The sequence below is a fragment of the Shewanella putrefaciens genome, from assembly GCF_016406305.1.
Classification (GTDB): Bacteria; Pseudomonadota; Gammaproteobacteria; order Enterobacterales; family Shewanellaceae; genus Shewanella; species Shewanella putrefaciens_C.
Genome location: NZ_CP066369.1, coordinates 3,406,853 through 3,427,093 on the forward strand (window position 1 = coordinate 3,406,853; position 20,241 = coordinate 3,427,093).

Annotated in this window: 17 protein-coding genes; 6 read left to right on the plus strand and 11 right to left on the minus strand. The window is 47.7% G+C overall.

Annotated elements, in window-relative coordinates:
• Nucleotides 1-69: 69 nt before the first annotated feature.
• The 4 genes from JFT56_RS14920 to JFT56_RS14935 all read left to right on the plus strand — a co-directional run bounded on the left by JFT56_RS14920 (nucleotide 70) and on the right by JFT56_RS14935 (nucleotide 4,552).
• Nucleotides 70-789: a hypothetical protein gene (locus JFT56_RS14920; protein WP_198780810.1), complete on the plus strand. Its 720-nt coding sequence runs from the start codon at nucleotides 70-72 to the stop codon at nucleotides 787-789.
• A 19-nt stretch (nucleotides 790-808) separates the two neighbouring features.
• Nucleotides 809-2,182, plus strand: coding sequence for a magnesium transporter (gene mgtE, locus JFT56_RS14925; RefSeq protein ID WP_198780811.1), 1,374 nt, complete (start codon nucleotides 809-811; stop codon nucleotides 2,180-2,182).
• A 278-nt stretch (nucleotides 2,183-2,460) separates the two neighbouring features.
• A complete protein-coding gene (locus JFT56_RS14930) occupies nucleotides 2,461-3,549 on the plus strand; it encodes a methyl-accepting chemotaxis protein (RefSeq protein WP_198780812.1) in 1,089 nt (362 codons plus the stop codon).
• A 229-nt stretch (nucleotides 3,550-3,778) separates the two neighbouring features.
• A complete protein-coding gene (locus JFT56_RS14935) occupies nucleotides 3,779-4,552 on the plus strand; it encodes a substrate-binding periplasmic protein (protein WP_198780813.1) in 774 nt (257 codons plus the stop codon).
• Between the two features lie 73 nt (nucleotides 4,553-4,625).
• Here the strand turns inward: JFT56_RS14935 and JFT56_RS14940 are convergent, their stop codons facing one another.
• The 9 genes from JFT56_RS14940 to JFT56_RS14980 all read right to left on the minus strand — a co-directional run bounded on the left by JFT56_RS14940 (nucleotide 4,626) and on the right by JFT56_RS14980 (nucleotide 15,632).
• Nucleotides 4,626-5,375: an RluA family pseudouridine synthase gene (locus JFT56_RS14940; RefSeq protein WP_198780814.1), complete on the minus strand. Its 750-nt coding sequence runs from the start codon at nucleotides 5,373-5,375 to the stop codon at nucleotides 4,626-4,628.
• 149 nt (nucleotides 5,376-5,524) lie between these two features.
• Complete coding sequence (gene carB / locus JFT56_RS14945) at nucleotides 5,525-8,749, minus strand: carbamoyl-phosphate synthase large subunit (protein ID WP_198780815.1); 3,225 nt, start codon at nucleotides 8,747-8,749, stop codon at nucleotides 5,525-5,527.
• A gap of 27 nt (nucleotides 8,750-8,776) precedes the next feature.
• Nucleotides 8,777-9,937, minus strand: a complete 1,161-nt coding sequence (gene carA, locus JFT56_RS14950; RefSeq protein ID WP_198780816.1) for a glutamine-hydrolyzing carbamoyl-phosphate synthase small subunit — start codon at nucleotides 9,935-9,937, stop codon at nucleotides 8,777-8,779.
• Nucleotides 9,938-10,107: 170 nt separating this feature from the next.
• Nucleotides 10,108-10,920 (minus strand): 4-hydroxy-tetrahydrodipicolinate reductase, encoded by an 813-nt coding sequence (gene dapB, locus JFT56_RS14955; protein ID WP_198780817.1) that lies wholly within the window; start codon nucleotides 10,918-10,920, stop codon nucleotides 10,108-10,110.
• A gap of 72 nt (nucleotides 10,921-10,992) precedes the next feature.
• Complete coding sequence (locus JFT56_RS14960) at nucleotides 10,993-11,610, minus strand: FKBP-type peptidyl-prolyl cis-trans isomerase (RefSeq protein WP_198780818.1); 618 nt, start codon at nucleotides 11,608-11,610, stop codon at nucleotides 10,993-10,995.
• 219 nt (nucleotides 11,611-11,829) lie between these two features.
• Nucleotides 11,830-12,639: a M48 family metallopeptidase gene (locus JFT56_RS14965; RefSeq protein ID WP_198780819.1), complete on the minus strand. Its 810-nt coding sequence runs from the start codon at nucleotides 12,637-12,639 to the stop codon at nucleotides 11,830-11,832.
• A 159-nt stretch (nucleotides 12,640-12,798) separates the two neighbouring features.
• Nucleotides 12,799-13,383, minus strand: coding sequence for a GNAT family N-acetyltransferase (locus JFT56_RS14970; RefSeq protein WP_198780820.1), 585 nt, complete (start codon nucleotides 13,381-13,383; stop codon nucleotides 12,799-12,801).
• A gap of 160 nt (nucleotides 13,384-13,543) precedes the next feature.
• Complete coding sequence (locus JFT56_RS14975) at nucleotides 13,544-14,884, minus strand: DEAD/DEAH box helicase (protein ID WP_198780821.1); 1,341 nt, start codon at nucleotides 14,882-14,884, stop codon at nucleotides 13,544-13,546.
• Between the two features lie 199 nt (nucleotides 14,885-15,083).
• Nucleotides 15,084-15,632, minus strand: coding sequence for a DUF4256 domain-containing protein (locus JFT56_RS14980; protein WP_198780822.1), 549 nt, complete (start codon nucleotides 15,630-15,632; stop codon nucleotides 15,084-15,086).
• Between the two features lie 321 nt (nucleotides 15,633-15,953).
• Here JFT56_RS14980 and JFT56_RS14985 point away from each other — a divergent pair, with 321 nt between their 5' ends.
• Nucleotides 15,954-16,223, plus strand: a complete 270-nt coding sequence (locus tag JFT56_RS14985) for a DNA polymerase III subunit epsilon (RefSeq protein WP_198780823.1) — start codon at nucleotides 15,954-15,956, stop codon at nucleotides 16,221-16,223.
• Between the two features lie 12 nt (nucleotides 16,224-16,235).
• Here the strand turns inward: JFT56_RS14985 and JFT56_RS14990 are convergent, their stop codons facing one another.
• Entirely contained in the window at nucleotides 16,236-17,282 is a 1,047-nt protein-coding gene (locus JFT56_RS14990) for a transposase (protein ID WP_198780824.1), read from the minus strand.
• 261 nt (nucleotides 17,283-17,543) lie between these two features.
• Here JFT56_RS14990 and JFT56_RS14995 point away from each other — a divergent pair, with 261 nt between their 5' ends.
• Complete coding sequence (locus JFT56_RS14995; protein ID WP_198780825.1) at nucleotides 17,544-18,599, plus strand: hypothetical protein; 1,056 nt, start codon at nucleotides 17,544-17,546, stop codon at nucleotides 18,597-18,599.
• A gap of 444 nt (nucleotides 18,600-19,043) precedes the next feature.
• Here the strand turns inward: JFT56_RS14995 and dnaJ are convergent, their stop codons facing one another.
• Entirely contained in the window at nucleotides 19,044-20,177 is a 1,134-nt protein-coding gene (gene dnaJ / locus JFT56_RS15000; protein WP_198780826.1) for a molecular chaperone DnaJ, read from the minus strand.
• Between the last annotated feature and the right edge of the window lie 64 nt (nucleotides 20,178-20,241).

The following is a 20,241-nucleotide window of genomic DNA, read 5'->3' on the forward strand; positions in this document are numbered from 1 at the left end:
TTTGCCTCAGTAGACTTCGTTTACCCCTAAAGGTTTTTGCCTAAGGGTTTACATCTGAGGAGCCTAACCATGGCTTATATAAACAACGCGTTCATTTTACGATCTTTATCCTGTGCAAGCATCAGCTTGTACTACAGCATGAGTGCGGCGGCATCGCACCTCGAAGTGGATGACCCAGCCCTTGCGGATCGCTGTGAATTAGAAATGGGCTGGCAACAACCTAGGTCGGATCATGCTCGCCCACAATTTAACGCAGCCACCACTTGCAGCCGCAATCAATGGGAATGGCATTTAGGATTAGCGTCCAATGCCCATGACGATATCCGCAAAGAGCAGGCTGAAGTCGGTATCAAGCTGCCGCTCAACGTAAACTCTCACTTAGGTTTAGATTCAGATTCAGGTCGGCAGCAGGACGATTGGCACAGTGCTGTGGTGATCAATCTGCAAAAAAACCTTGATTCCAGTAACGAATTTACCACCGAAATGTTCGGCATAGTAGGCAAAACCTTAGGCGACTCCGATGTCAGCCTATATGCCAACTTAGGTTTCACCCATGGATTTAATGAGTCAAACCAATTACTTGCGGGTATTGCGGCGGCCTATGAACTCAATAGCCATCAGCGAGTGATAGTCGAGCTATACCAAAAAGAGTTGAGTAATCCGGCCTATCAGCTCGCCTATCAACACACGCCGCAACGACAGCTACAGCTGGAATTGAGCCTAGGCAATGCCCTTAGCGGCAACGCGCTGCAACTTGGCGCAGATATCACCTTTTACTTTGGTCACTAGATCGTTGAGAGAATGAACTATGAACATGAATAACAGCACAAACAACACTAAACAAATCATCCATAACCTACAGATGATTGTCGAGCAACGCAGTGCCAGCGCCATGGCTGAATTAGCCGAAAAACGTCATCCTGCCGATATTGCCGCCGTATTTAACGTCTTTAACCAAGCTCAGCAAGTCCTATTGTTGCAACTGGCAACGCCTAAGGTTTGCGCTAATCTGTTTCGTTACCTGAGCGACGAACTCCAGGCAAGCTTAGTGCAGCAGTTAGATAAAACCACGCTTTCGGCGCTACTGGTGCACATGGCGGCCGATGAACGTGCCGACCTTTACAATTTACTCGATGAACCCCAGCAAGCGGCGATTCTACCTGCGCTAGCCTTGGCCAAGCGGGAAGATATGCGCACCCTCGCCGCCTATGATAAAGCCAAGGTCGGTGCTGTCATGACCTCGGATTACACATTACTTAATAGCCGTCATACCGCGGCAGAGGCCATTGATACCCTACGCACCGAGGCCGCCGATAAGGAAACTATTTATCAAACCTATGTGGTGGACATGTTAGGCCGCTTAATAGGAACTGTGTCTCTAAGGCAGCTATTGCTGGCACAGCCCCACGAGCGAGTGGTCGATTTTATGAAGCCCGACCCCGTAGCCCTCGATGCCAACGCCTTTCGCGAAGAAGCGGTACAGATGATCGCCCATTACGACTTAATGGCGCTGCCCGTAGTCAATGGCAAAGGCCAACTCGTCGGTATCGTCACCTACGATGATGCCATGGATATCGCCAGCTCACAGGCGGATCTTGAGTTCACGAAAACCGCGGCCATCGGCAATATTGACCATAACCTTAAGACCGCCAGCATTGGTTTACTCTACCGTAAACGTGTGGTTTGGCTGGTTATTTTGGTATTTGGTAATATCTTCTCAGGAGCGGGGATCGCCTTTTTCGAAGATACCATTGCCAGTTATGTATCCTTGGTCTTCTTCCTGCCGTTACTTATCGATAGCGGCGGTAATGCGGGCTCACAATCGGCCACCTTAATGGTGCGCGGTTTAGCCACGGGGGAAGTTAAAATCAAGGATTGGCTATCTATGCTCAGCCGCGAATTACTGGTGGCGGGTTTACTGGGTGCCAGCATGGCCGCGGCCGTATCACTGCTCGGCTTCTGGCGCGGCGGGCCTGAAATCGCTCTGGTTGTCGCGATCACTATGCAAATTGTGGTGATTATTGGCAGCTTGATTGGTATGTCGCTGCCCTTCCTGCTGAGCAAATTAAAGATGGATCCGGCGGCGGCGAGTGCGCCACTGATCACCTCCATCGCCGATATCATTGGTGTGTTGGTTTACTTCAGCATTGCAACCCTAGTGCTCGATTTACCTATGCCTTAGATAAGATCAATGGGGAGCACCGCCGATGGTTTTGGCCGTGCTTCCCAGCAACACTTCCTTTCTCAACTGTCTATAGAAACTTCCGATAAAAACTAGGGCCTCGCTTTGTTCTCCTCGCTAAATCGGCTAATAACCACAAAAAATATAAGAATAAACCCTAGGGATCGGGTAATATTTCACTAACAAGATTAATTTTTACCTATCCTTAACATTCGTAAATCCACAACCATTCAACAAGCAGTAACCATAACGATACTAACAAAGGTTTAGAGGTTTTTATGTGGTTTAATTCCAAGCTCAAATCGGAAAATAATGTACTCAAGCAACAACTCGCCGAGCAGCAGCGTAGGCATCAAATCGAAATTGATGAACTAAAAGCTATGGTGCGTGAAAACGAAACCATGCAGCAGCAATCGCGCCAAAATACCGATCTTTTTAATGAAGTGATTGTCTGCCAAAACCAAGGGGGCGAGATGCTACATGCGGTGCGCGATGGACTAGCCCAAAGCGCTGAATTGCTCACCGCCGAACAAGAAGAACTGTCAGAACTCGATAAAATTTTCGATCAGACCCGTGTCGCCATAGTGAGCTTAGGTAATAGGGCGACTTATATTAATGAGCAGGCCATGAGCAGCATGAAAGCCGTGACCGAACTAGATACGACAACCTCATCGATCAACCAATTTGTCGCGGCAATTCAAGGCATTTCAGAACAAACTAACCTTCTAGCATTGAATGCCGCCATCGAAGCTGCCCGGGCGGGCGAAGCGGGACGGGGCTTTGCCGTAGTTGCCGATGAAGTGCGCCAGCTGGCGAGTAAAGCCCATGAGGCCAGCAGCCAAATTGAAAAACTCGTAAAGCAAATTGTCACTCAAGCAGCGAGCATTAAAGAGATTGTTCATAATAATCAAAGCAGTGCTATGGATGTCGCCTCATCATCCACCCAGATAGGCCAAGTGGTTGAAGACGTATTACAGCGCTCTAAAAAAATGCAACAGGTTATCCATAACGCCGCCACCGCCTCTTTCTTAAATACCACTAAACTCGACCATGCGGTTTGGAAGAGCAACGTATATCAACTGATTGAAAAACCAAAGCATAGTCACGATGTAAACTCGCATACCGAGTGTCGCTTAGGGCAATGGTATTTCAAAGGATTTGGGGCTGAACATTATCAGCATTTGAGTAACTTCAAGGCCTTAGATGCACCACATAAGGCGGTGCACGAGGCGGGTAAAGCGGCGCTCAACGCCAGGCAAAAGGGTCATCTGCCTGAGATGGTGAAACAACTGCACCTCATGGAAGATGCCAGTATGCGCGTTGTCCATTGCCTAGATAATCTTATGCGGGATGTGTATCGGGCCTAGATCACAGTAGTGTCTAATCCACTATTTATAACCAACTGTTTACAAACAAGAAATCCCCATAAAAGAGCGCCATATCCGCGCTCTTTTTTATCATCCCAAGCGTATATTAAATTTAATCTTAGAAAATCCCCCCAAAGCTATACTTGATTTGTGCACAGGGTTCATCTTTAATCGTTTCAAGAGCAAGCGGTGAGACTCAATTATAACGTTATAATTTTTAAGGTTATTAATGAAATTAATCACAGGCACTTTATTAGCTATTTTTCTCTTCTGTGCACTTTCCCCTAGCGCGCAACCGCTGAATATCTATACCGAAGAATGGTCGCCGATCAGTTTTTCCATCGAGGGTAAACCCACAGGTTTAGCGGTTCAGGTCGTAGAAGAAATTCAGCAGCGCATCAAAAACTCAGATCCTATAAGAGTCGTACCTTGGGCTAGGGGCTGGAAAATGCTAACCGAACAGCCCAATACAGTCCTGTTTACAATGACGCGCACGGCCGAAAGGGAACAGATGTTTACTATGATAGGGCCCGTTGCCGTCGGCACGACTAATTTTTATGCTTTAAAAAATAGCGGCATAAAAATCAATACCCTAGATGATGCTAAAACGGCTAAGGCGATTGGCGTCTATCGTGCCTCAGTGGAGGAACAATTACTCATTGAACATGGTTTTAGCAATATTGCCGCCTCATCGACTCCGCTATTGAGTGCAAAGCAATTGATGAAACATCGTATCGATCTTTGGTGTAATGCCAATCTCACCGCACCGAGCATTCTTGCCGAAGCGGGTGCCAGTATTGATGATGTCGAGTCCCTCTATACCATCAGTGCCAATCATCTGTATATTGCCTTTTCAAAGGGCACGCCCAATGATGTGATCGAGCAATGGAAAACCAGCCTCGAAGCGATAAAAGCCGATGGCACCTTCAAAGCGATTTACCACACTTGGCTCCCCAAGGATATCCCGCCGATGCAAACCGAGCGAATTGGGCTTAGCCACTAAATCGAATCTTTTTGACCCACCGATTGCGCTGAGAAAGGAGCTTTTATAAAGAAGCTCTTAGAATGGACCACGCTTAGAAAGGACAGTCGCAAATCCAGTCGATACGCTCGCCCGTTATTGGGTGGTCGAAGGCTAAGCGGGTCGCATGCAGCATTAATCTGCGGTGATTGGTTATCTTAGTTGTACCAAGCCCATGCGCATCAACTGTGTCCACATCAGCTGTGTCAGCCACCTTCTCCCCCACGCCGCCATAGAGATCGCATCCTAGAATCGAATGCCCCAATTGCTGACTGTGGAGCCTAAGTTGATGGGTGCGGCCAGAAACGGGAGTAAATTCGACCCGAGTGGCAAAAGGCTCGGTTAATCGTTCCAGCACCCGATATTCGCTGATCGCAGCTTTGCCTGTGCTATGGCAAATCTTCTGCAGTGGGAAATGCTCGATATTCTTAGCGATCGGCAGATTAATCACCCCGCTGTCAGCGGCGATATGCCCATGGAGCAGAGCGGTGTAACGCTTCTCAAGAGTGCGTGCCTGAAACTGCTTAGTCAACAAGCCATTAACGGTTTTATTGCGCGCCACCAGCATGATCCCCGAAGTGCCAAAATCGAGTCTGTGCACTAAGGTGGCACTCGGAAAATCCTGCACTAACCGATAATGTACCGAGTCTAAGTTGAGCGGATTCTTCCCCGACAGGCTCAATAAGCCGCTCGGCTTATCTATCAGTAAAATATCACTATCTTGATAAAGGATCTTAATCTGGCCCTCACAGGGCGGCGCAATAAAAGTATCGACTTTGGCAAGGCCATCGATTGGAGCTGACATAGTTTTTCAAGCAACCTAAATGGGAAATAAAATGAGTTAAGTCATACTCAAAACAAGCTGAAAAACTCAATAAAACAGACACAGGCCTAAATAATAAGGCCGTATAACCTAGGTTATACGGCCTTATTGACGTGCATTAACAGTCAGACTTATTTAGCCAGCACGCGCTGATGTAGCTCTTGTACCGAAGTCACATTAGTACGGTCATCGGCAGCATGGGCCATACAAGTGGCGAATGCGGCGTTCATGGTCGTAGTGTAGTTCACCTTGTAACGCAGTGCACCACGGCGCAATTGACGAGAATCTTCAATCGCTTGACGACCTTCGGTGGTGTTGACGATATAAGTGTATTCACCATTCTTGATGCGATCGAGAATGTGTGGACGACCTTCGTGCACCTTGTTTACTAAGCGTGGGTTGATACCCGCTTCGCCTAGGATAACCGCAGTACCGTGGGTGGCATCGATTTGGTAACCCAATTCGATTAACTTAGCCGCTAAATCGGCAACGCGTTTCTTATCGCTGTTACGCACAGACAATAACGCACGACCCGACTTAGGCACCTCAGAAGTCGCCCCTAACTGCGCCTTAGCATAGGCTTCGGCGAAGGTATCGCCCACGCCCATAACTTCACCGGTAGAGCGCATTTCTGGGCCTAACAGTGGGTCAACACCGGGGAACTTATTAAAGGGCAACACCACTTCTTTCACAGAGTAGAAAGGTGGGATCACTTCTTTAGTGAAGTTTTGCGACTTCAAGCTTTGACCCGCCATCACACGGGCGGCAATCTTAGCTAAAGGCACGCCCGTCGCTTTAGAGACAAATGGCACAGTACGGGCAGCACGTGGGTTAACTTCAATCATGTAGATTTCGTTATCTTTCACGGCAAACTGTACGTTCATCAAACCGATAACACCGAGCTCCATTGCCAGTTTACCCACTTGCACGCGCATGCGGTCTTGGATTTCTTGGCTTAAAGTGTACGGTGGCAATGAACAACCAGAGTCACCCGAGTGTACACCCGCCTGCTCAATATGCTCCATAATGGCGCCGATCACCACGGTTTCACCGTCACATACGGCGTCGATATCCACTTCGATAGCATCATCTAAGAAGCGATCAAGTAATACTGGCGACGCGTTAGATACGCTCACGGCTTCGTTAAAGTAGCGCAGTAAGTCCTGTTGGTCGTACACGATTTCCATCGCGCGGCCGCCCAATACATAGGATGGACGCACCACTAGCGGATAACCAATACGCTCGGCGGCAATCACAGCACCTTCAACAGTGGTGACTGTATCGTTTTCAGGCTGCTTCATCTCTAAGCGTTGAATCGCCTGTTGGAAACGCTCACGGTCTTCTGCACGGTCAATCGCATCTGGGCTAGTACCGATAATAGGCACGCCTGCAGCTTCAAGGGCACGGGCCAGTTTCAATGGCGTTTGGCCACCGTACTGCACAATAACGCCTTTTGGCTTCTCGATACGGACGATTTCTAATACGTCTTCCAGTGTGACTGGCTCGAAGTACAGACGGTCTGATGTGTCGTAGTCGGTGGAAACGGTTTCAGGGTTACAGTTGACCATGATGGTTTCATAACCGTCTTCACGTAGCGCTAACGCCGCGTGCACACAGCAATAATCGAACTCGATACCTTGACCAATACGGTTTGGACCACCACCTAACACCATGATTTTGTCACGGTTTGAAGGATTAGCTTCGCACTCTTCCTCATAGGTTGAGTACATATAAGCCGTGTCTGTGGCAAATTCGGCCGCACAGGTATCCACGCGCTTGTAGACAGGGTGCAGATTAAAACGGTCACGCAGCTTACGCACTTCGGCTTCGCTCACGCCTAATACATCGGCCAGACGCGCATCGGCAAAGCCTTTACGCTTGAGCTTACGCAGTAAATCTTCGTTTAAGCCCGCAAGGCCCGCTTCGGCAACTTGGCCTTCTAGCTGGACAAGCTCTTCGATTTGAACCAGGAACCAAGGGTCGATATTGGTCAGGCGGAAGATCTCATCTAGGCCAAGACCTGCGCGCATCGCATCGGCAATGTACCAAATACGGTCACAACCAGGCTCTTTCAGCTCGAGGCGAATGCGTGACATAGCCTCGGGCTTAGTCATATCAGTGATAGGGTCTAAACCATGGCGACTTACTTCTAAACCACGCAAAGCTTTTTGCAGTGACTCTTGGAAAGTACGGCCAATAGCCATCACTTCACCCACTGATTTCATCTGCGTGGTTAAACGATCGTTGGAACCCGCGAACTTTTCAAAGTTAAAACGCGGTACTTTAGTCACAACGTAGTCGATTGCAGGCTCGAATGACGCAGGCGTACGACCACCTGTGATGTCGTTCATCAACTCATCGAGGGTGAAACCGACTGCTAATTTAGCGGCGATTTTCGCAATCGGGAAACCCGTTGCCTTCGATGCCAATGCCGATGAGCGCGATACCCTTGGGTTCATCTCGATGATCACCATACGGCCATCTTTCGGATTAATACCAAACTGTACGTTTGAACCGCCCGTTTCCACCCCAATCTCACGCAGTACGGCCATAGAGGCGTTGCGCATCAATTGGTATTCTTTGTCGGTCAGGGTTTGTGCTGGCGCAACGGTAATAGAGTCGCCGGTGTGCACGCCCATAGGGTCGAAGTTTTCGATAGAACAGACGATGATGCAGTTGTCGTTACGGTCACGGACCACTTCCATCTCGTACTCTTTCCAACCGATTAAGCTTTCATCGATTAGCAGTTCTTTGGTTGGCGATAAATCGAGACCCTGGGAACAAATTTCTTCAAACTCTTCCTTGTTGTAGGCGATACCGCCACCCGAACCACCCATAGTGAATGATGGACGGATAATACAAGGGAAACCGACTTGGTCGAGTACGCCATAGGCTTCTTCCATGCTGTGGGCAATGCCCGCGCGTGGACATTCTAAGCCAATGCTCTTCATGGCTTTGTCGAAACGGCTACGGTCTTCTGCTTTATCAATCGCATCAGCGGTCGCACCAATCATCTCGACATTGAATTCCGCCAGCACACCTTTGGCTTCAAGCTCGAGGGCGCAGTTCAGTGCGGTTTGGCCGCCCATGGTTGGCAGAATCGCGTCTGGGCGTTCCTTAGCGATAATGTTACGCACCACTTCCCAATGAATTGGCTCGATATATGTCGCATCGGCCATTTCTGGGTCGGTCATAATAGTGGCAGGGTTAGAGTTCACTAGAATGACGCGGTAACCTTCTTCACGCAGCGCTTTACACGCCTGTGCGCCTGAATAATCAAACTCACATGCCTGACCAATAACAATCGGACCGGCGCCTAGGATAAGAATACTCTTTATATCTGTACGTTTTGGCATTGCTCTTCTCTTCTCCTAGCTAGCGTACTACTTGGCGTTCTGACGGTATATGTCGATAAGCTCGATAAAGTGATCGAACAGCGGTGCTGCATCGGTCGGGCCTGGGCTCGCTTCGGGGTGACCCTGGAAGCTAAACGCAGGTTTATCCGTACGATGGATACCTTGCAGTGAACCATCAAACAGTGACTTATGGGTCACTTTAATGTTGGCGGGTAAAGTCGTTTCATCGGCAGCAAAACCGTGGTTTTGGCTGGTGATCATCACATTACCTTGCTCGATATTGCTCACTGGGTGGTTGGCACCGTGGTGACCAAACTTCATCTTTAAGGTTTTCGCGCCCGATGCCAGAGCCAATAACTGATGGCCTAAACAGATACCGAAAATTGGTATCTCTGTTTTGAGGATTTGTTGAATCGCTTCAATGGCATAATCGCATGGCTCTGGATCGCCAGGGCCGTTAGAGAGGAACACGCCGTCAGGGTTCATCGCTAACACTTCGGCTGCCGAGGTTTTAGCTGGCACAACGGTGACGTCGCAGCCGCGGTCCACGAGCATACGCAGAATGTTTTGCTTAATACCGTAGTCGTAGGCAACCACTTTGTATTTAAGCTCTTCTACTGGCGTATCTGCTGGTAAGCCACCGACTAAACGCCAACTGCCTTTACGCCATTGATAGGTTTTATCTGTGGTGACTTCCTTCGCTAAATCCATGCCTTTCAAACCTGGGAAGGCTTTAGCAGCGGCAAGGGCTTTGGCTTCATCTAAGTCAGCACCCGCCATAATACAACCGGCTTGGGCACCTTTTTCACGGAGAATACGCGTTAACTTGCGGGTATCGATATCTGCTATGCCAACGACATTGTTCGCTTTAAGATAATCGCTTAAGGTTTGTTGATTACGGAAACTGCTCGCTATGAGCGGAAGATCGCGAATGATAAGACCACAGGCGTGAACCCCATTGGATTCAATATCTTCATTATTAGTACCAGTGTTGCCTATGTGTGGGTAGGTTAAAGTTACAATCTGGCGTGAGTAGGATGGATCAGTTAAAATTTCTTGGTATCCTGTCATGGAAGTGTTAAAAACAACTTCACCAACAGAGAGTCCATCGGCACCAATTGCTGTGCCAGTGAATACGGTTCCATCTTCGAGTACGAGTAAGGCAGACTTTGTCAACGCGACCTCCATAAAGAGCCAAGCCACTGAAATATAATGTTTTTATGTTATGTTAAGATACCAATTTCCGCTGATTTACGAAATTTTGACAAATTCCAGCGAGTTTACAGGAAAAACGCGAAACCGTCTACCCATTGGTAACTGGGTGCAAAAAAAAACGCCAAATTGGCGTTTTTAATGAATTAATTCAAACCTAAAACCTGCTGCATATCATACAGGCCCGGCTTCTGCTCCACTAACCAGTGGGCGGCACGCATGGCGCCGTTAGCAAAGGTCATTCGACTGGAGGCTTTGTGGGTGATCTCTAAGCGCTCACCGATATCGGCAAACATGGCCGTGTGTTCACCGACTAAATCACCGGCACGAATGGTCGCAAAACCGATGGTTTCACGGTCACGTTCACCGGTAATTCCTTCGCGGCCGTATACGGCACATTTCTCCAGATCGCGGCCTAAGGTTTTAGCGATCACTTCCCCCATTTTCAGGGCGGTGCCCGAAGGCGCATCTTTTTTATGTCTGTGATGGCCTTCGATAATTTCGATATCCGTGTAATCACCCATGACTTCAGCGGCCAACTCGAGCAATTTCCACATCAGGTTAACGCCAACGGACATATTAGGCGCCATCACCACTGGGGTTTGTTCGGCAAAGGCATTAATCTGTTCTTTTTGAGCATGATTGAAACCGGTTGTGCCGATCACCATGGCTTTCTTATGGCGAACACACCAGTCTAAATGGACAATACTGGCTTCTGGCGCGGTGAAATCAATTAAGACATCAAAGTCATCGGTCGCGTAATCGAGCGAATCCATAATAATGACATTCAACTTACCTATGCCAACAAGCTCACCCGCATCCACACCCACTAGGCTCGAACCCGCACGCTCAATGGCGGCGCCCAGCAAAATATGGTCGTGATTGTAAGCCGCTTCAATAAGAGTGCGTCCCATGCGACCACCCGCACCGACGATGGCAACTCTCACTTGTCCACCCATTTCAATCTCCTCAACACAGTTCATCTAGCCCATAAGAAAACGCCTAAGACAGGCTTAGGCGTTTCAATCACATTAGACTATGTCTAACAACTCAACTTCAAATACTAAAGCTGAGTATGGAGGAATAGAAGCCCCCGCGCCACGCTCACCGTAGGCTAAATGATGTGGTACGTATAATTTTAACTTAGTGCCCACTGGCATCAGTTGCAGTGCTTCAGTCCAACCCGCAATAACTCCTGATACTGGGAATTCAGCCGGTTGACCGCGGGCAACAGAGCTATCAAATACGTCACCATTGATAAAAGAACCATGGTAGTGAGTACGCACTGTATCTTCATAGGTAGGTTTAGCACCATTACCTTGAACTAATACTTCATACTGCAGGCCAGATTCAGTCACAGTCACGCCATCACGCTTAGCATTTTCAGCTAGGAAGGTTTCGCCTTCAGCGGATGCGGCTGCAGCGGCTTGTTCTTGAGCGGCTTGAATACGACGGCTAATTTCAGTGAATGCAACTTGCAGATCCTGCATAGACACAGCACTTTCAGCACCAGCAAACGCATCGGCTAAACCCGCTTGAACGGCTGGAATATCCACGCCATCAAAGGAATTGGCGGCCAGTTGCTCGCCCATTTGACGGCCTACACCGTAACTTGCTTGCTGTTCAACAGTACTGAATTTATCAGACATAATTAACGACTCTCAATGTTCAATGGAATTTTGCGCGCCAGTTTACCATAGTTCCAAGGCCTATGCTGATAAACTGACTGCTTATTTAATTTCTAGCGAATTTTCACGGGGCTAATGCGTATTTATCCATCACCCATGCCTAATTAACTTACTCATGGTAAGGATTTAAAGCATGGCATATTGAATTAACAGCTTGCATTTTTAGCGCAACCATTCCCTTTATTTAGGGGCAATGCACTGATTTTTAATCTGCGTCTTCGCAGTTTGATACATAGGTTGCATCTGCCCTTGTAATTGTTCCAACTGCTCGATGCGATTACTGTTCGATGGATGGGTCGAGAGCAATTCTGGCCCTTGGCTACCGCCCGCCTTAGCCATATTGCGCCAGAGGGCAACACTTTGGGCTGGGTCAAATCCCGCACGCGCCATCAGCTCTAATCCCATAATATCGGCCTCGCTTTCCTGGGCTCGGCCAAAGGGTAAAAGCACCCCAACCTGGGCACCTAGCCCCAATGCCGACATATATAAATCCCGGTTTGACACACCGCTAGCGCCTAGCGCCACATCGGCGATTTTCATCCCCACTCCAGTTAACTGCCCACGGGATACTTGCTCATTACCATGTTGTGCCAGCACATGGGCAACCTCATGGCCCAAAACCGTGGCTAATTGGTCCGGCGTATTAGCCACCTTGAGTAGCCCGGTATAAACCCCTATATGGCCGCCCGGCAGAGCAAAGGCGTTCACTTGCTCAGAGTCAAATAACACCACATCCCAGCGCTGGGTTTGGTCCGGCAGTACTGCCGTCACCCGATTAGCGACACAATTCACGTATTGCGTCAGCTTTTTATCGCTACTGACCTTTTGCTGCTTTTTCATCTCTTCAAAAGAAGCATCACCCATCTGCTGCATCTGCGCCGACGAATAGAGCAAAGTCTGCCCCCGCCCAGTGGGCGATTTCGTGGTCGCGCAGGCCGATAACCCGAACGCGACCGCCAAACCCACTAAGCCTAAACGCATTGATTTCATGTGACACTCCTTAAATCCCATGGCGGGCGTGAAGATCCTTGAGCCAGTACGGGCCCAACTAATGGAAGGATTTTACTGAGATAGACAAGATAAGCCAAATGGAGAAACGCATAGGACGGCGCATTAACCATTTTGCTGCGCCGACGTCACCCGTAAGGATTAATATTCCTCTTTTAATAAGGCGTAGAGATACTCATCGCCCCACGCGCCCTTAAAGAAGATGTTTTTCACATAATGGGCTTCGCGCCTAAAGCGAAGTTTTTCGAGTAAGCGGCAGGATGCAAGATTTTGAGTATCTGTGATGGCAATGACTCTATGCTTATGTAATTCAATAAAGAGGTAATCCAGCAATGCGCTCACTGCCTCAAAAGCGACATGTTTACCTTGATATTCAGGCGCAATCGTAAAGCCAATCTCCACCTGCTGCTCATCGATAAAATGCAGCGCTAGATCGCCAACTAAGGTGGTCGATGTCGCTCCCGACGCAGCAGTGACTATTGCAAGCTGAAACCAATGGTCGGGCGCACCAAATTGCGCATAATCCATCTTCTCGAACAACGCGAGTGCGTCACTATAAGAGTAATCAGTCCAGCTTTGATATTGGGCGACCTTAGGATCGGCTCGATAGGCGGTAAAAGCTTCGAGATCCGCTCGCTGGAAGGGGCGCAGCATAAAGTGTTCGGTCATTAAACCGTTATTCACCACTTTATGAAGTGCTTTGCTTAACGCTAATGTCGAACCCATAGCTTAGATCCCTTAATGTAAATAAGTCACTAAGTTACACCCAGAGCGAAAGCGTTAACAGCAGCCAATGCGCTTTATTCTGTGATTAGTTTGGTGATTAGTTTGATGATTAGTTTGGTGATAGTTGTGCTTCAGCTTAAAGGCTTGAATAACTCCAAACTCAGCGCTTACCTATAAACGCTTTAGCACTATGTTTATTAATGCTGCGACGATTCGCCTGCTTATCCCGTGGCGGCCGCTTACGCTCAACCTTGCCATCCACAGCGCCATCACTGACTTTTTCACTCGGCTTATCGGTTACTGGAAAATCGGCCAACAATGCTAAGGGTAACTCCCGCGCGGTCAAAGTTCGGATGGCTGTTAAGCTTGCCATTTCACCGTGGCACACGAGGGAAATCGCTAGCCCTTTCTCGCCAGCGCGCGCGGTGCGGCCAATGCGGTGCACGTACACAGGCGCACTCATGGGCAAATCCAAATTGATGACCACAGGCAAGGCATCGACATGAATGCCGCGCGCCATCAAATCCGTCGCCACTAATACTTCAATGCGATTGGCTTTAAAGTCGGCCAAGGTTTGGCTGCGCACGGTTTGATCTTTTTCACCGTGCAGCGCGGCAGCTTTCATCCCCGCTTTAGCAAGCCGTTTAGCGACGGCATCGGCATCATCACGGGCGCTAATAAACACCAGCACCTGCGGCCATTGATACTGTTTTAATAGGGCAATCAGTGCCTGCGCTTTGCTGCCCTTGTTGACTAAATAGAGCCGCTCTTCGATTTCACCAACTACTGAATTGACCCTGTGGGCTTCGACCCGCAGCGGCTGATTGACCAGCAGTTTGCCGGCCAAAGTATCCAAAGCCTCGGGCAGCGTGGCAGAAAACAACGAGCTTTGCTTGAGCTTAGGCATAAACGCCATCAGCTTTTGCACATCGGGCCAAAACCCCATTTCCAGCAGGCGGTCGGCTTCATCCAGCACAAGATGTTTTATCGAATCTAGGCTGATGTGGGATTGCTTACATAAATCCAGTAAACGCCCAGGGGTTGCCACTAATACCTGCGGCTTGGCTGCAAGTTCGGCTAATTGGTCTTCCAAGGGGACGCCGCCACACAGAAGCTGAATGTTCAAAAGAGCAGGTGCGGATAACTGACTCGCCACCGCTTGCAACGCTTCAGTCACTTGCAGCGCTAATTCCCGTGTAGGCACTAGCACTAACGCCAGCGCATTGGGGGCTGGCACTGATTTAGCGCCCTGTAATCCTTGCTGCTCGATGTGTTGAGTGATGGCGTGCAACAAGGGCAAACCAAAGGCTAAGGTTTTACCGCTACCGGTTTGTGCTAAGGCCAACAAATCCCGTCCCGCAAGAATGGCTGGAATCGCCAACTGCTGCACCCGTGTCGGATATTTAAGCCTTGTAGGCAAGGCCTTAAGTAACGCGGCATTTAACCCAAGCTCGGCAAAAGTTAACGAATCAGGGGAAGAGGAAGGCTCGGGAAAGGTCATCACAGCACCAGATTAAGAAGCGGGAGCGAAAGTTTACGCAGAGTGGGCAATGAATACCAATCTTGTTTACACTATTGTGTAAATAGTGCAGCTTAAGCCAAGCCCCATGCTGGCACAGAATAGTGCCGCTACGGTTTGGGCATGATCAGTTTTCCACTCGCTCGACACAACCGCTTCAGCGCTAGCAGCCAGACGCTCGCTACACTAATAACCGAGTCCGAAAACCACGCGCGGCATAATAAGAGTCGGCACCATTGTGATAAATAAAAATCTGCCCATAACGTCTATCGCCGAAAATTGCGCCGCCCAGCGTTCTGATCTCTACTGGTGTTTGCAGCCAACTGGAAGTTTTAGTATCAAACTCACCTAAGGTTTGTAATTCACGATATTGTGCCTCAGTCAGCATTTGTGCGCCCATTTGCGTCACAAGTTCCACTGCACTACCAACGGGCTTATTGTTCTTACGTGCATCCAGCGCCGCTTGGTCGTAGCAAAGACTGCGCCGGCCCAAAGGGCTTTGCGCTGCACAATCAACAAAAATAAATTTGCCCGTATGTGGATCAACACCCACCACATCAGGCTCACCGCCAGTAAGTTCCATCGCATGAAGCGCATTTTGATTCTGCGTGCCGCTTTGGCGAATTTTGGCTTCAACCTCAGCCCAATGAATCCCCTGATGACGCGGCATATTCGCCACGAACCTTGGTGCTAGCTTTGCGAGCAATTCGCTTAAGAGTGAGTCATTCACAGTTATCTCCTTTAATGATTATTGAAAATCATCGCGTTGGGCTATTAGTCATAAACCGTTTTACCATAACTGAGGGTAACGGCTATATCTTCAAGAGGCATGTTCTTCATCTTGCAGGCTAACCCAATTCCAAGCTTATCTAAACATCTCAATTTAACATTCAATGCGCCGTTTTAGACGGGCTCTTTTTACCTCGCGGGTTTAAAGCGAGCTTATGGTAGAACCCCGCCCAATCAGCTTTATGAATGTGCAACACAACTCATTTGTTTAACTGAGCGTAGTGGAACACTACCGTGATTAACTAAATGAGGAGAAAAGATTATGAGTAAGTTAAATGCCGAAGAACGTAAAGCCCGCGATAACGCCCGTTTTTCACAACGCGTCGATGAGCGCCGCACAAAAGGCGAAGACGTCGTCGCCTACGTGCTAGGCAACAAACTCGCGTTTAAATTTCTGACTAAACCAGAGAGACACGAATTTAAACAAAGAGAAGCCGCACTTGAAGAAGAAGCCAAGCTTAAAAAACAGCAAGCGTTTCAGCTTAAAACCGAGCAAGAGTTAGAAAAAGTCGAAGCCGCATTTACTGAATAATACAAGATTGTCTCAACTTGAAGCCTTTGGGTGTAAAGCTTGGCTAAAAACTTTGCCTTTACACCATTTCCCGCTGTTGTGCTGCTTTTTAAACTCGCACATGCTATCCCATCGACCACTTATGCCACTGTATTGACGGCGAAATTCTTTGGCAGAAGTCAACCAAGCGTCGGGCGCTATGCCTAATTCATTGAGCAGTTTTGGGCGGTTATTATTGATATAGCCTTTTTTATCAAGGCGAATGGCTCTACCTGTCCAATCAATCAGTTCCAGATAATCGGCAAAATGAAACGGAATGCCCGATTGCTGACTTAGATGTGTTGAACCATCAAATTTGGCGAGGGATTGGTGGGGCATCTGAGTTTGACTAGTTGATGAGCCTATTTGTGGCTTTGAGATTGTTAATGCGCTATTGGGTGAATTTAGCGAGTTAATCCGCTCTTGAATCGATGTAAAATCAGAGGATTGCAAAGAGTTAGCAATGCCTGCTCGAATTGGATTTAAATCCACATACATCATGCACGCCAGCAAGGCTTGCTCATCTAACAGCGCTTGCGATTTAAACCGACCTTCCCAGAAAGCGCCTTTACATTCATCTTCACGATTGGCCTTACGGGCAATTTCTTCATTTAAACAACGCATAAACCAAGATATGCTGGATAAACGCTCATGCCACTCAGCGAGTAAGCCATTAAGCAACATGACTTCACCGTCGATTAAAGCATCACCATTCATATACTTAGTCGCGACAGCATGGCCTTTAGTGATTTGACACCAGCGGCTGATAATGTCTTTTTGTGTTAACGATTTGGCCTTGTCGACATCAATTTTAAGCACTAAATGATAGTGGTTACTCATCACCGCATAGGCGCAAATATCGATACAAAAGATAGCGGACAAGGCTTTGATTTTATCGACAATCCAACCACGTCTATGCTCGTAACTGCGACCCGTGAGTTTATCCTCACCACATAAAAAAGCCCTACGAACACAACGATTTATCACATGATAGAAAGGCGTCGCACTGGCATCAATTAACTGTCTTCTGGCCGAAGTCATCACAAACTCCACACAGACAAAATCAGGATAATTTAAAGCCTAGTAGAAGGAGCTGAAAAATACAAAAAGATATGGATGTCCCCGATTTGTGCTTTGGTTTGATTTGGCGTTAAAAAATAATCAAATTGCTTTACATCAAAGAGAGATAAAATATAGGATTATATTAATCAATAACTTAAACAGCAGACTTTATCGGGTAAGTTACTAGATTTCTAATTTTAACCTTCTGATAATAAGTCAATTATAAAACGAAGAGAATTTATGGACATTAGAATACAAGCTGTATTAATTTCATCCCTAGTCGCAGTTTCCTTATTCTTTATTAGAGATTTTTTACTTCCAAAGTGGAAAACAAATAAAGAAGAGAAAAAACAAAAAATAGAAGTTTATAAAAAATATGCAGAGCCGTTAGGGAAATCTGCAGAAAGCATGTTTTGGAGGTTGGATGAAATCTTCTTTGATAGCACAAAAGCAAAATTTTTAGAGCGTGGTAAAGTTATTACTGATTTTGATAACTATAAATATATTAGTACCCTATACCGATTAGGTAGCCTACTTGGCTGGATTGCGGCAATAAAAAAAGAGCAGTCTTACATTAGAGCAAGTAATAATGGTGATAGCCAGAAGCTGCTTGAAGCCCTTAAAGATCTCGAGATATCTCTGGCTGATGGACCGCATACTGAAAAAATGCGAGCTCAATGCTTGTCTAATATTTGGGAAATTAAAGTACCTGAAGAAAGCTTAATGCGCTTAGGATCCGAAATATCACGCATAGTTAAACATGAACTTAAGGTTAGTGAAGTTCACCTGATCAGTGAGTTATCAGCAGCTCGAAACTTAGAAGTCGCCCGTAAGTGCGCTGACTATATATGTAATGATTTAGTTTTAGATAAAATCCCTGATGAACAGCTTAAATCTACACAATTTGATGTGGCGAAGAAACTAGCAATTAGAGAAGCTTGGATATATAGAGACTGGCAAACAGGTATCGGAGAATTAATGTTGGTTAAATCTGAGTCTAACAATCGATGCTTTGATGTCATTGGATACAAAGAGTTTGAAGTTATGTTTGAAAGTGAAGATCCAGTGCAACAAAAGTGGGTGGCAAGACTTGGTAAACTATTTGATGGTGTTGCAGTGAATAATAAAGATATCAACGATATGCGTATTGAACAGCTTAGAAACACATTTAAGTCTATTGCAAATCTCCTACTTACAATTGACAAGTCCGAAGTTGATTTAGGCTTGATAGGTACACAGACAATCACTAAAGCTAATGCGATCCTTTCAGAAGTGCGAAGGATCGGACAGGTATAACTTTTATGCCTGAACAATTTACCAATAACACCAAAGCCTAAGGAATACACCATCCCCTCGGAGTTGCCGCAGGGCGAATAGGCAAATTGCGTGAGTCTCGCCATGGATGGCGAGCTAGCTTTCGCAGGTGCAGGGACGCACCCTTCGGAAGCGATAGCAAATTTGCCAATGAGCACAAGGGGTTTTCAACTCCGTTAGGGGCGTCTTGGAGCATCCAAGGAGGATAGGACGAGCAGTCCTCCTTGGTCGGGTGTGGGGTGAAGCCCCACGACTTTGACTTTTCTTTTAGAAATAGAAAACTAACCTGATGCTTAAGCCCTATTAGCGCCAATCCTATCAAAATGAATTTACTAAAATACGAACATAAAAAAGCCCCGCTAGTGTTAAACACTGCGAGGCTTTATTTATCTAGTGTGCAGCTAACCGCTGCGCCACCCAACCTAATTAGCTATTCAGATCTTGAAAGAACTTTTTCACGCCATCGAAAAAGCCTTCAGCCTTTGGGCTGTGTTTTTTCGACTCACCCGTTAGGGTGGCTTCAAATTCGCGTAACAGTTCTTTTTGACGATCGTTTAAGTTAACCGGTGTTTCCATGACTACTTTGCAGAGCAAGTCGCCTACCGCATGGCTGCGAACCGACTTGACGCCTTTGCCACGTAAACGGAACATACGACCCGTTTGCGTTTCGGCAGGGATCTTCAGGCTGACTTTGCCATCCAGTGTTGGGACTTCAATCTCGCCGCCTAGGGCCGCTTTACTGAAGGAAATCGGCACTTCGCAGTACAGGTTGTTGCCATCACGGACGAAAATCGCATGCTCACGCACACTGACCTGAACGTATAAATCCCCTGGAGGCGCGCCAAATTCACCCGCTTCGCCTTCACCCGCTAAACGAATACGGTCGCCCGTATCGACGCCGGCTGGGATCTTAACCGATAAGGTTTTGCTCTTTTCAACACGGCCATCGCCATGACACTTAGTGCAAGGATCTTTGATGATCTTGCCGCGGCCATGACAGGTTGGACAAGGCTGCTGCACCGCGAAGAAACCTTGGCGCATTTGCACTTGGCCTTGGCCATGACAAGTGCCACAGGTGGTTGCTGAGGTGCCTTTTTTAGCACCGCTACCGTCACACAGATCGCAGGTCGCCAGTGTTGGGATGCGCAGTTCTTTGGTTAAACCTTTTACGGCTTCTTCCAGTGATAACTCTAGGTTGTAACGTAAATCTGAGCCGCGGGCCGCTTGGCGTTGACCGCCACGACGTCCACCGCCGAAAATATCGCCAAAGACATCACCGAAAATATCGCCGAAATCGCCCTGTCCACCACCGTAACCACCGCCACCGCGATTAGGATCCACACCCGCATGACCAAATTGGTCGTAGGCCGCTTTTTTGTCGGCATCGGTTAGGATTTCATAGGCTTCTTTCACTTCTTTGAAGCTCGCCTCTGCAGCTTTGTCGCCTGGGTTGCGATCGGGGTGAAACTTCATGGCCAGACGTTTGTAGGCCTTTTTAATTTCACGTTCGCTGGTGTCTCGACTCACACCTAATACTTCGTAATAATCTCGCTTTGACATAATCTCATGCTTCTGGCTTAAGTTGAACGAACGGGCGTTAGGGTTTCCCCATAACGCCCGCCTA